General features: G+C 60.3%; 11 protein-coding genes. 3 read left to right on the forward strand and 8 right to left on the reverse strand.

Annotated elements, in window-relative coordinates; all coding sequences use genetic code 11:
• Positions 1-2: 2 nt before the first annotated feature.
• Positions 3-263, reverse strand: coding sequence for a hypothetical protein (locus ACYZT9_RS01865; protein WP_462008307.1), 261 nt, complete (start codon positions 261-263; stop codon positions 3-5).
• Between the two features lie 309 nt (positions 264-572).
• On the opposite strand from ACYZT9_RS01865, the gene mgrA reads away from it, so the two are divergent.
• A complete protein-coding gene (mgrA, locus tag ACYZT9_RS01870) occupies positions 573-1,610 on the forward strand; it encodes an L-glyceraldehyde 3-phosphate reductase (protein ID WP_462008308.1) in 1,038 nt (345 codons plus the stop codon).
• Between the two features lie 145 nt (positions 1,611-1,755).
• Here mgrA and tauD read toward each other — a convergent pair whose 3' ends face one another.
• From tauD to ACYZT9_RS01905, 7 genes are all read right to left on the reverse strand, one after another.
• The gene (gene tauD / locus ACYZT9_RS01875; protein ID WP_462008309.1) at positions 1,756-2,598 is read right to left on the reverse strand and encodes a taurine dioxygenase; all 843 of its coding nucleotides are present in this window, start codon (positions 2,596-2,598) and stop codon (positions 1,756-1,758) included.
• A gap of 137 nt (positions 2,599-2,735) precedes the next feature.
• Positions 2,736-3,569: a taurine ABC transporter permease TauC gene (gene tauC, locus ACYZT9_RS01880; protein ID WP_462008310.1), complete on the reverse strand. Its 834-nt coding sequence runs from the start codon at positions 3,567-3,569 to the stop codon at positions 2,736-2,738.
• Positions 3,566-4,360 (reverse strand): taurine ABC transporter ATP-binding subunit, encoded by a 795-nt coding sequence (gene tauB / locus ACYZT9_RS01885; RefSeq protein ID WP_462008311.1) that lies wholly within the window; start codon positions 4,358-4,360, stop codon positions 3,566-3,568. The genes tauC and tauB overlap by 4 nt, the downstream gene beginning before the upstream one ends.
• A gap of 16 nt (positions 4,361-4,376) precedes the next feature.
• On the reverse strand, positions 4,377-5,354 hold the full coding sequence (gene tauA, locus ACYZT9_RS01890) for a taurine ABC transporter substrate-binding protein (RefSeq protein WP_462008312.1): 978 nt from the start codon (positions 5,352-5,354) through the stop codon (positions 4,377-4,379).
• Positions 5,355-5,651: 297 nt separating this feature from the next.
• Positions 5,652-7,235, reverse strand: a complete 1,584-nt coding sequence (gene gshA, locus ACYZT9_RS01895; protein ID WP_462008313.1) for a glutamate--cysteine ligase — start codon at positions 7,233-7,235, stop codon at positions 5,652-5,654.
• A 277-nt stretch (positions 7,236-7,512) separates the two neighbouring features.
• Entirely contained in the window at positions 7,513-7,896 is a 384-nt protein-coding gene (locus ACYZT9_RS01900) for a PaaI family thioesterase (RefSeq protein ID WP_052193636.1), read from the reverse strand.
• Positions 7,896-10,220: a Tex family protein gene (locus ACYZT9_RS01905; protein WP_462008314.1), complete on the reverse strand. Its 2,325-nt coding sequence runs from the start codon at positions 10,218-10,220 to the stop codon at positions 7,896-7,898. Before ACYZT9_RS01905 ends, ACYZT9_RS01900 begins: the two co-directional genes overlap by 1 nt.
• Before the next feature lie 360 nt (positions 10,221-10,580).
• Between ACYZT9_RS01905 and ompR the strand changes: the two genes are divergently transcribed.
• Complete coding sequence (gene ompR / locus ACYZT9_RS01910) at positions 10,581-11,321, forward strand: osmolarity response regulator transcription factor OmpR (protein ID WP_008032260.1); 741 nt, start codon at positions 10,581-10,583, stop codon at positions 11,319-11,321.
• Between the two features lie 103 nt (positions 11,322-11,424).
• Positions 11,425-12,738, forward strand: a complete 1,314-nt coding sequence (locus ACYZT9_RS01915; RefSeq protein WP_462008315.1) for an ATP-binding protein — start codon at positions 11,425-11,427, stop codon at positions 12,736-12,738.
• The last annotated feature ends 135 nt before the right edge of the window (positions 12,739-12,873 follow it).

Consider the following 12,873-nt stretch of genomic DNA (forward strand, 5'->3'; position numbering starts at 1 on the left):
TTCTAGGTCTCGCTGCTCAACACCATGAACAACACCAACGCCGCCACCGGCACACCAAACACGATGCTGCCGACCATCAGTTCCGTCGTCACGGACTGGCCGGCAGTGACCACGCCGATGGCGCCGTTGATCATCGTCAGGGCCAGCCACAGGACGATGAAGCTGTAGGTCAACGTCTGGCGGCTGAAGCCGATGTTCTCACCGATGAACAGCATCAGCGCCAGAAGGACCAGGCCGAAGGTGATGATGATTGTGGTGTGCATGGTGTGTTACTTCCATTCAGATGTGTGCTGCCCTTGAGACCACTTTCGCGGCCTCGCTGATTCATCCTCTTATATCGAGCATAGTTAAACCCAACTCACCATTGACCCGCAGGATCTGCACGTTGACCCACGCCGAAACCGGCGCAACCAGAAACGTGTATCGGAACGCACGCGGAACGTGGGGGCGATCTTTTATGAAACGTTTCAGCATTTCCTCGAGTCCGGGGTTTATCGGCGTTTGTCTGGGCGTATGCTGGGCAACTTGCGAAGCAGTCGATACCAACTTCAAGACAGACAAGAGAGGATTCGATGACCTACACCGCTGCCGAAAACCGCTACGACTCTATCCCTTACCGCCGCGTCGGTCGCAGCGGTCTGGTGTTGCCGGCGTTATCTCTGGGCCTGTGGCACAACTTCGGCGACAGTACGCCGATCGATACCCAGCGTTCGTTGCTGCGCACGGCGTTCGATCTGGGGATCAACCATTTTGACCTGGCCAACAACTACGGCCCGCCGTACGGCAGCGCCGAGATCAACTTCGGGCGGTTGCTGCGTGAAGACTTCAAGCAGTATCGCGATGAGTTGATCATTTCGAGCAAGGCCGGTTGGGACATGTGGCCCGGTCCTTACGGGCAGGGCGGTGGTTCGCGAAAATACGTGCTGGCCAGTCTTGATCAGAGCCTGCAGCGGCTGGGCCTGGATTATGTGGATATTTTCTATTCGCACCGTTTCGATCCGGAGACTCCGCTGGAGGAAACCGCCAGTGCATTGGCTACGGCGGTGCAGCAGGGCAAGGCGCTGTACATCGGCATCTCGTCCTATTCCGGGGTGAAAACCCGTGAGATGGCGGCGCTGCTGAAAGAGTGGAAAGTGCCGTTGCTGATTCACCAGCCGGCGTACAACCTGCTAAATCGTTGGGTGGAAAAGGACCTGCTGGATGTCACCGACGAACTGGGCACCGGTGTGATTGCGTTCACGCCGTTGGCGCAGGGCCTGTTGACCGACAAATACCTCAACGGCATTCCGAAGGATGCCCGGGTCAATCGCCCGGGCGGTGGTTCATTGCAATCCTCGCACTTGTCCGAAGCCAACATCGCCCATGTGCGCGGGCTCAATGAGATTGCCAGACGCCGCGGTCAGAGCCTGGCGCAATTGGCGTTGGCCTGGACACTGCGTGATCCGCGCGTGACCTCGGCACTGATCGGTGCGAGCCGGCCGGAGCAGATTACCGAAAACGTCGGGGCGTTGAAGAATTTGAGCTTCAGTGCGGAGGAATTGGCGGAGATTGACCGGTTTGCCCAGGAGGGTGGAATCAATCTTTGGGAGAAGCCTTCGACGGCTGAGTAAGTATCAGGCGCCGGAACCTCTGGCGCCTGTCAGATCGCTTTCGCGAGCAGGCTCGCTCCCACAGGATTTGTGTTTGACGCAGATCCACTGTGGGAGCGAGCCTGCTCGCGAAGGGGCCATTACAGGCAACAAAGTAGTCAGGAACTCAGCGGAAGAAAGGCACATCTCCCAACACCGTCGCCCGCTGCATCACCCGCCGCGCCGGCCGGTAATCATCCACCGCGTAATGCTGGGTCACGCGGTTATCCCAGAACGCGATGTCATCCTGCTGCCAGCGCCAGCGGATAGTGAATTCCGGCCGCGTGGCATGGGCGAACAGTAATTTCAGGATCGCCTCGCTCTCGGTCTCCGACAGCTCATTGATCTTCGACGTAAACCCTTCATTGACGAACAGCGACCGGCGCCCGCTCACCGGGTGTGTGCGAATCACCGGGTGCGACAGTGGCGGATTCTTGCGTCGTGCTTCCTCCCACTGAGCCAACGCTTGCGGCGTGTTGCCATAGCGTTCCAGCGGAAACGAACGGGTGAAATCGTGCGTGGCCGTCAGCCCTTCCAGCAAGGTTTTCATCGGCGCGGACAACGCTTCATAGGCCGCGATGCCACTGGCCCATAACGTGTCGCCACCAAACTCCGGCAGCAATTTTGCGCTGAGCACCGCGCCCATCGCCGGGGTCGGCAGGAACGTAACGTCGGTGTGCCAGATAGCGTTGTCGCGCACATCGGTGATCGCGGTGTCGAGGATCAGCACCTCAGGCTGTTCCGGCACGTTCGGGTAGATCGGGTGAATGTGCAGGTCGCCGAAATGAGCGGCGAAACGCGCCTGTTGCTGCGGCGTGATCGGCTGGTCGCGGAAGAACAACACCTGATGCTTGAGCAGTGCCTGCTCGATGGCATCGCGCTGTTCCAGGTTCAGCGGCTGACTGATGTCGATGCCGCTGATTTTGGCGCCGAGGGCCGAGCTAAGGGGGACGATGGTCAGGTTGCTCATGGTCATTCTCTTACTGAATTCGGGGTGCTGTGCTTTTTGTGGGAGCGGGCTTGCTCGCGAATGCGGTGTATCAGTGACAGCAATGTTGCCTGACACTCCGCATTCGCGAGCAAGCCCGCTCCCACATTGGAAAATGTTCAGTGAGCCTGGCCGTGCCATGGCACCAGTTTGCGTTGCAGGGCGCGCAGGCCCATTTCCATAGCGAAGGCGATCAGCGCAATCACCAGAATCCCCAGCACCACCACATCGGTGACCAGGAACTGTGCGGCCGACTGCACCATGAAGCCCAAGCCGCTGGTGGCGGCGATCAGTTCGGCGGCGACCAGCGTCGACCAGCCGACACCCAAACCGATGCGCACGCCAGTCAAAATGTCCGGTAAGGCACTCGGCAAAATCACATGGCGAATCAGTTGCGCCCGGGTCGCACCCAAGGACTGCGCAGCGCGCAATTTCGCCGGGTCGACGGTACGCACACCGGTGGCGGTGGCAATGGCAATCGGGGCGAAAATCGCCAGGTAGATCAGCAAGACTTTCGACAACTCGCCAATGCCGCACCAGATCACGATCAGCGGCAAATAGGCCAGCGGTGGAATCGGGCGGTAGAACTCGATCAGCGGATCGAGAACGCCGCGAGCAACGCGGTTGGCACCGATCGCGATGCCGACCGGCACGGCGGTCAACACCGCGAAACCGAGACCCAAGCCGATCCGTCCCAGACTCGCGCCCAAGTGCTGCCACAACGTCGAATCCATGTAGCCCGTGGTCGCCAGCAGCCAACTTTTTTGCAGCACGGCGGACGGCGGCGGCAGGAACAGCGGCTCGATCATCCCTGTGGCGGTGACAGCCCACCAAAGGGCAGTCAGCGCAACCAGGGTCAGCATGCTGATCCAGCGCGTGCTCAAACTTCGACGAACAGGAATGACCGTCGAAACCTGTTTAACCGTCACGGCCGGGATTTCATAGCTGCTCATGCGCGCTCCTGCCGCGTGGCGGCGCTGCGTTGAGAGAACACTTTAGCGAGTACATGTTCGCGGGTTTCGATAAAGCGCGGGTCGGACTTGATCGCTCGTGCGGATTCACCGGCGGCGTAACGCTGACCAAAATCCAGGCTCAGACGCTCGACGATTTGCCCCGGATTCGGCGCAAGCAGAATCAAGTCTGTGGCGAGAAAAACCGCTTCTTCAATATCGTGGGTAATCAGGAATACGGGTTTGGCGGTGCGCTGCCACACTTGCAACAGCAGCTCCTGCATCTGTTCGCGGGTGAAGGCATCGAGGGCGCCGAAAGGTTCGTCCATCAGCAACACGCGCGGATCTGCGGCGAGTGCGCGGGCCAGGCCAACGCGCTGTTTCTGGCCGCCCGAAAGCTGCCAGATGCGCCGGTATTCGAAACCGGACAGGTCCACCAACGCGAGCATTTCCCGGGCGCGGATTTCGCGTTTGTCGCGTGAAACACCCGCCAGTTCCAGACCGAAACCAACGTTGGCCAGCACGTCTTGCCAAGGCAGCAAGGCATCGTCCTGGAACACCACGCCGCGTTCGGCGCTCGGGCCTTTGACCGGCACGCCATCGAGGGTGATGCGCCCGGCGCTGGGTTCGACGAAACCGGCAATCAGGTTCAACAGCGAAGTCTTGCCACTGCCGGACGGGCCGAGGGCCACCAGCAACTGCTGGGGCCCAAGACTCAGGGAAATATCCGCCAGCACCGGTTCCGGGCTGCCAGGGTACTGTGCGCCGATGCGCTCCAGCTGTAGCAAAGCCATCGCAGTTAACTCCGGATCAATGGGTGATGAACTTGGCGCTGACGTACGGCGCGTAGTCCGGTAGCACGGCTTCGACCTTGCCTTGTTCCTTGAGGAATACGGCGGTGTCGGTGATGGCTTTGGTGGTCGGCGCGCCGAGGGTGATCACCTGATCCGCCGCCAGTGGGAAGACGTTGCCTTGCAGCAGCAACGGAATGTCGCTGGCCTTGGCGCCTGACAGTTTTACAAGCTTGTCGACGTTGGTTTGATTGGCGAGCCAGGCTTTCGGATCCTTGCGGTAATCGGCGTAGGCGTCGAGGGTGACTTTGGCGAACGCGGTGACGATTTCCGGGTGCTTCTCGGCGAAGTCTTTGCGCACGATCCACGCATCAAAGGTCGGCGCGCCGAACTTGGCCAGTTCGCCGGAGGTGATCAGCACTTTGCCGTTTTCCTTGGCCACACCGAGCGCCGGGTCCCAGACGTAAGTGGCATCGATGTCACCGCGTTTCCACGCAGCAATGATTGCCGGCGGCGCGAGGTTGAGGACCGTGACTTTCGACGGGTCGATGTTCCAGTGCTTCAGCGCGGCGAGCAGGCTGTAGTGACCGGTGGAAACGAATGGCACGGCGATTTTCTTGCCGATCAGGTCTTGCGGGGTCTTGATGCCGGAGCCGTCGCGGGCGACCAGGGCTTCAGCGGCGCCGATCTGGGTGGCGATGAGGAAGGTTTCAACCGGGACTTTACGAGTGATTGCAGCCGTGAGAGGGCTTGAACCCAGGTAGCCGATCTGCACGTCACCGGAAGCGATGGCGGCGATGATGTCGGCACCGTTGTCGAATTTGCGCCAATTGATTTTGGCGTTGGTGGCTTTTTCGTAGGCGCCGTCGGCCTGGGCGACTTTTGCCGGGTCCACGGTGGTCTGGTAGGCGACGGTGACGTCAGCCGCCTGGGCAAACACACTTGCCGCAGCCAAAGAAGCAGCTACCAGCAAGCGAAGAGGGGAAGTCAGTTTCATCGGGAAGCTCCTTGTCAGGCGACCGAGAGTCGGCGTGAAAAGGAGACTAAATGATATAAGAATCCAAAAATAAATAACTTTTTAGAATGAGCTTATGAGCGGAAAATTCTAAGGGAGGCTAGTTGCAGATCGCTTTTGTGGCGAGGGGATTTATCCCCGTTCGGCTGCGAAGCAGTCGCAAACCAGTCCATTTGGTATAACTGATATACCGTGTTGACGGTTTTGGGGGCTGCTTCGCAGCCCAACGGGGATAAATCCCCTCGCCACAGAAAAACCCTGTCATCACAGGGATTGCAGTTAGTTGCTAATCGCCAGAATGCTCGCCTGGTACGACCCGACAAAAACATCGAAGTCGCCGACTTCGTTCTGCTCCAGCTCCACTTGCTCAGTCAGCGATGAACGCGCCCGTGCTTCAAACGTCGCCTGGTCTTCGCCACTCAACGGCTCGCTACGGAAAAATTCCGCATGGGTTTGGCTCTGACGCAGGGAGAACTGGCTGAAGCTTTCCTTGCGCTCGGCCATTGCCGCCAGTACCTGTGCCGAGGGCGTCAGGGACGAATCCTTGACCTTGGCCAGTTGCGCATCCAACGCTTTGCTGTGGGCATCGCCGCCATGACTTTGATCCAGCATCGCGGCCAATGGTGCAATCTTCTCCAGCAACTCGCCGGCCCAGTCTTTCAGGTCAACCGGATGACCGTCGCGTTGCAGCTGCAGACCCGGACGGCGGCCTTCCTTGACCACGCTGAGGAAGTTCGAGGTCGCGTTGCCGCAAGACATGCCGGTCAGCAGCGGGCTGTCGTTCAGCGCGCAATACAGCAGGAACGCATCGAGGAAACGCGACTCGGTCAGGTCGATGCCCATCGGCAGGAACGGGTTGATGTCCAGGCAACGCACTTCGACGTACTGAATGCCACGGGCCACCAGCGCCTGGATCGGCCGTTCGCCGGTGTAGGTCACGCGCTTCGGACGGATGTTGGAGTAATACTCGTTTTCGATCTGCAGGATGTTGGTGTTGAGCTGAACCCACTCACCGTCCTGATGCGTGCCAATTTCGACATACGGCGCGTAAGGCGTGGCGACCGCTTTACGCAGGCTGTCGGTGTAGCTCGCCAGATCGTTGTAGCACGGCGTCAGACCGGCCTGGGCGTTGCTCTGGTAACCCAGATCGCTCATGCGCAGACTGGTGGCGTACGGCAGGTAAAGCGTGTCCGGATCCAGTTGTTCCAACTGGTGCGAACGGCCGCGCAGGAAACCGGCGTCCAATGCCGGCGAGGCACCGAACAGGTACATCAGCAGCCAGCTGTAGCGACGGAAGTTACGGATCAGTGCAATGTAGGCCGACGACTGATAGTCGCGGTCGGTGCCGACAAAACCTTCCGCTTCCTTGAGCAGCGGCCAGAGTTTTTCCGGCAGGGAAAAGTTGTAGTGAATCCCGGCGATGCACTGCATGGTCTTGCCGTAGCGCAGGGCCAGGCCTTTGCGGTAGACATACTTGAGCTTGCCGATATTGGATGTGCCGTAATAGGCGATCGGAATATCTTCCTCGGCCGGCAACGGGCACGGCATCGACGGACTCCACAGGTACTCGTTGCCGAGCTTGCTGTAGGCAAAACGGTGAATCTTGTCCAGGCTCGCCAAGGTGTCAGCCGGGTCGGGCAGGGCGGGCGTGATGAACTCCAACAGCGACTCGGAATAGTCGGTGGTGATTTGTTCGTTGGTCAGCGCGGAACCCAATGCTTCCGGGTGCGGCGTTTGCGCCAGGCGACCTTCGCCGGTCACGCGCAGGCATTCACGTTCGATGCCGTGAAGACACTGTTCGAGCAGAGAGAGGTTAGCGCGCTCGCCGAGCAGAGCCAGGCGGCGGTTGAGAAGTTCGCTCAAGTTGGATTCCTTCACGCGTCAGTCGCCCCAATATGGGGGTGGGCAGGACGGTCTACAAGGGTGAAGTTGAAACTGGCGTTTTCGCCTGGTTTGGGAACCCTTGGGACTGTTGTCAGCCGGCCAAGGTTTGAACGCCGCAATCCCCTGTGGGAGCGAGCTTGCTCGCGATGAGGGAGTGTCAGTCAACATTGACCTCGATTGATACACCGCCATCGCGAGCAAGCTCGCTCCCACAGGTTTCGTATTGCCGAAATTAACTCAAATTGATGACTGCTAGCTACAGGACAGCGAACGTGCCTTGTGCTTTTGCGACGAGTTTGTCGCCCTGCATCACGTCGGCTTCGACCACTAACGTGCGGCGGCCCGGGTGAATGACCCGCGCCGTGCACATCACTTCACCGTCGGCGACGGCGCGGATGTAATTGATCTTGCACTCGATGGTCGCGCTCTGTTGGTCAAAGCCGTGGGTGCTGGAACAAGCCAGCCCCATGGCAATGTCCACCAGACTGAACAACGCCCCGCCGTGCAACTTGCCGCCGCGATTGCGCAGTTGTGGTTCCAGCGCCAGGGCGACTTGCGCCACCCCGGTTTCCAGGCTGTGCAACCGGCAGCCCAGCAGCTTGAAAAACGCGCTTTCGGTCAGCCCGGCCGGGATGTCCATCAGCGTTTTTTCAGTTGCTTGGCGTTGGCGAACAGCGAAGCCATGGCGTTGTTGGCCGGGGCCGCCGCCGTGGTTTCCTTGCGCGGTGCGGTGTTCTGGGACTGGCGCGGCGCCGACCCCGGACGCGCGCCACGGGCACCGTCGATTTTCTCGCCCGGCGTGTCGCTCATGCGCATCGACAGACCGACGCGTTTGCGCGGGATATCGACTTCCATGACCTTCACTTTTACGACATCACCGGCCTTCACCGCTTCACGCGGATCTTTAATGAATTTCTCCGAAAGCGCGGAAATGTGTACCAAACCGTCCTGATGCACGCCGATATCCACGAACGCGCCAAAGTTGGTGACGTTGGTCACCACGCCTTCGAGGATCATCCCCAGTTGCAGATCCTTGAGGTCTTCGACGCCTTCCTGGAACTCGGCAGTCTTGAACTCCGGACGCGGGTCGCGGCCCGGTTTTTCCAGCTCTTGCAGGATGTCGGTGACCGTCGGCAGACCGAAGGTTTCGTCGGTGTACTTCTTCGGATCCAGACGCTTGAGGAACGCGGCGTCGCCGATCAGCGATCGGATGTCGCGGTCCGTTTCAGCGGCAATGCGCTGCACCAGTGGATAGGCTTCCGGGTGAACCGCGGACGAGTCCAGCGGGTTGTCGCCGTTCATCACGCGCAGGAAACCGGCAGCTTGTTCGAAGGTTTTTTCGCCCAGACGCGCGACTTTCTTCAACGCCGCGCGGGTTTTGAACGCGCCGTGCTCGTCACGATGGCTGACGATGTTCTGCGCCAGGGTCGCATTGAGGCCGGAGATACGCGCCAGCAGCGCCACCGAAGCAGTGTTCACGTCCACGCCGACGGCGTTTACGCAGTCCTCGACCACCGCGTCCAGGCCGCGCGCCAGTTTCAGTTGCGACACGTCGTGCTGGTACTGGCCGACGCCAATGGATTTCGGATCGATCTTCACCAGCTCGGCCAACGGATCCTGCAAGCGACGGGCAATCGACACCGCGCCACGGATCGACACGTCCAGGTCCGGGAATTCCTTGGAGGCCAGTTCCGACGCCGAGTAAACCGATGCACCGGCCTCGGAGACCATGACTTTGGTCATCTTCATGGCTGGGTATTTTTTGATCAGCTCAGCAGCGAGCTTGTCGGTTTCGCGGCTGGCGGTGCCGTTGCCGATGGCGATCAGGTCCACCGAATGCTTGGCGCACAGGGCGGCGAGAATCGCCAGGGTCTGGTCCCACTTGTTGTGCGGTACGTGCGGGTAAACCGTGGCGTGATCCAGCAGCTTGCCGGTGGCATCGACCACGGCAACCTTGCAACCGGTGCGCAGGCCCGGGTCAAGGCCCAACGTGGCGCGCGGGCCGGCCGGTGCCGACAGCAGCAAGTCGTGCAGGTTGTGCGCGAACACATTGATCGCTTCGGTTTCCGCGCCATCGCGAAGCTCGCCCAACAGGTCGGTTTCGAGGTGGGTGTAAAGCTTGACCTTCCACGTCCAGCGCACCACTTCGCCCAGCCATTTGTCGGCGGCGCGGTTCTGGTTCTGAATGCCGAACTGCTGACCGATCATGCCTTCGCACGGGTGCATGGTGCCCGGCAATTCGTCGCCGACTTTCAGCGCGGAGCTGAGGATACCTTCGTTGCGGCCACGGAAAATCGCCAGCGCGCGATGCGACGGCATGCTTTTCAGCGGTTCATCGTGTTCGAAGTAATCGCGGAACTTGGCGCCTTCCTCTTCCTTGCCGGCGATCACGCGGGCACTGAGGGTGGCTTCCTGCTTGAGGTAGTTGCGCAGCTTGTCCAGCAGACCGGCGTCTTCGGCGAAGCGCTCCATCAGAATGTACTTGGCGCCTTCAAGGGCGGCCTTCACATCGGCCACACCTTTTTCGGCGTCGATGAAGCGAGCGGCTTCGGTGTCCGGGTTCAGGGTGGGGTCGTTGAACAGGCCGTCGGCCAACTCGCCGAGGCCGGCTTCCAGGGCGATCTGGCCCTTGGTGCGGCGCTTCTGCTTGTACGGCAGGTACAAGTCTTCGAGGCGGGTTTTGGTGTCGGCGAGCTTGATGTCGCGTTCAAGCGCAGGGGTCAGCTTGCCTTGCTCCTGAATGCTGGCGAGGATGCTGATGCGCCGTTCGTCGAGTTCTCGCAGGTAGCGCAGACGCTCTTCCAGATGACGCAACTGGATGTCATCGAGGCTGCCGGTCACTTCTTTCCGGTAGCGGGCGATGAAGGGAACGGTAGAGCCTTCATCGAGTAGCGCGACGGCCGCTTCGACCTGTTGTGGGCGGACGCCGAGTTCCTCGGCGATGCGGCTGTTGATGCTGTCCATAAAACCACCTGACAAATTGTGAAAGCAGGCTCGCGGGCATGGGAATAAAGGCCCGGCGAGTCTGGTTGAGCGGCCTGGCCTGCGCCGCTACCTGGATCAACAGGCGTCCCGTTGACCCGTGAAATCGAACAATTGCAGCTGCGGCCATGAAAATAAAAAGCGGCCACCGCAGAAAAGATCAGACGTTGCCTGACACAAAAGGCCGCGCATTATAACCAGCGTTGTGTCATTCGGGGGCATCGCAGGCTGTAGGCACAATGCCCGGATTTCTGGCGGTGAAGGAAAAATCTGCTAACAATGCACACGGTGCGTATAACGGCAGCTACGCCATAATGCGCGCCGAGATCAAAGGAGCATCCAATGAGCAGCACTGCAAACATTGCTGAAGGCGAAAAAATTCTTATCGTTGACGACGATCCGGGGCTCAGCAGCCTGCTGGAACGCTTTTTCGTCAGCAAGGGCTACCGAGCCCGCGCCGTACCGAACACTGAACAAATGGACCGCCTGCTGGCACGTGAAGTGTTCAACCTGGTCGTCCTCGACCTGATGCTGCCCGGCGAAGACGGCCTGACCGCCTGCCGCCGTCTGCGCGGCGCGAACAATCAGATTCCGATCATCATGCTCACCGCCAAGGGCGACGAGTTGAGCCGTATCAAGGGCCTGGAACTGGGCGCCGACGACTACCTGGCCAAGCCGTTCAACCCGGATGAGCTGATGGCTCGCGTCAAAGCCGTCCTGCGTCGTCAGTCCGCTCCGGTGCCGGGCGCGCCGGGCAGCGAAGACGAAAGCGTGACCTTCGGTGACTACGAACTGTCGCTGGCGACTCGCGAACTGAAACGCGGTGACGAAGTGCACATGCTCACCACCGGTGAGTTCGCGGTGCTCAAGGCGCTGGTCATGAACGCGCGTCAGCCACTGACTCGCGACAAACTGATGAACCTGGCCCGTGGTCGCGAGTGGGATGCCCTGGAGCGTTCCATCGACGTGCAGATCTCCCGTCTGCGTCGGATGATCGAGCCCGATCCGTCCAAGCCGCGTTACATCCAGACCGTCTGGGGCGTGGGCTACGTGTTCGTTCCGGATGGCGCCGCCACCAAGTGATCGGCGATTTGTAGGAGCGGGTCGTGCGGATGTTGTTGTCCGCGGACTCGCGATCCGCAATGTGCGAGCATCGCTCGCTCCTGCAAGTGTGTAGCGGTTATCCATGAAAACCCCCGTGTGGTTCCCCCAGAGTTTCTTCTCCCGCACCTTGTGGCTGGTGTTGATCGTCGTCCTGTTCTCCAAGGCGCTGACCCTGGTTTATCTGTTGATGAACGAAGACGTGTTGGTGGACCGCCAATACAGCCACGGCGTCGCCCTGACGCTGCGCGCCTATTGGGCGGCAGATGAAAACAACCGCGACAAAATTGCCGAAGCCGCGACCCTGATCCGGGTCGTGGGTACCGGTGTGCCGGAAGGCGAGCAACACTGGCCTTACAGCGAGATCTACCAGCGGCAGATGCAGGCAGAACTGGGCGCCGACACCGAGGTGCGACTGCGCATGCACTCGCCGCCGGCGTTGTGGGTCCGGGCGCCCAGCCTGGGCGATGGCTGGCTGAAGGTGCCGCTGTACCCGCATCCTTTGCGCGGCCAGAAAATCTGGAACGTGCTGGGCTGGTTCCTTGCCATCGGCCTGCTGTCCACTGCCTCGGCGTGGATCTTCGTCAGTCAGCTCAATCAACCGTTGAAACGTTTGGTCTATGCGGCAAGGCAACTTGGCCAGGGCCGTAGCGTGCGTCTGCCGATCAGCGACACACCAAGTGAGATGACCGAGGTGTATCGCGCCTTCAACCAGATGGCTGAAGACGTCGAACAGGCTGGCCGCGAGCGCGAGCTGATGCTGGCCGGGGTGTCCCATGACTTGCGTACGCCACTGACGCGATTGCGGCTGTCCTTGGAGTTAATGGGCGACCACAGCGACCTGACGGACGACATGGTGCGTGACATCGAAGACATGGACGCGATTCTCGACCAGTTCCTCGCGTTCATTCGCGATGGCCGCGATGAATCGGTGGAAGAGGTGGACTTGACCGACCTGGTGCGTGAAGTCGCCGCGCCGTATAACCAGAATGAAGAGAAAGTTCGCTTGCGACTGGAGCCGATTCAGCCGTTTCCGTTGCGTCGGGTGTCGATGAAACGGCTGCTGAACAACCTGATCGGCAACGCGCTGCATCATGCTGGCAGTGGGGTCGAAGTGGCGGCGTATGTGTCCGGGGACGTGAACGCGCCGTATGTGGTGCTGAGCGTCATGGACCGTGGGGCGGGCATTGATCCGTCCGAGCTGGAAGCGATCTTCAATCCGTTTACCCGGGGGGATCGTGCTCGCGGAGGGAAGGGCACAGGCTTGGGCTTGGCCATCGTGAAGCGGATTGCTTCGATGCATGGCGGGAATGTTGAATTGCGTAACCGGTCCGGCGGCGGACTGGAAGCGCGGGTGCGGTTACCGTTGGGTTTGATGCTGCCGCGGGATGCGGTCTAAACGTCTTACACCACCCCTGTGGCGAGGGAGCTTGCTCCCGCTGGAGGCCGAAGGACTCCCAATCCAGCCAACCGTATTCTTGTAGCTAAAACACGGTTGTCTGGATTTGCGGCTGCTACGCAACCGAGCGGGAGG

It is taken from the genome of Pseudomonas sp. ZT5P21 (assembly GCF_054897785.1).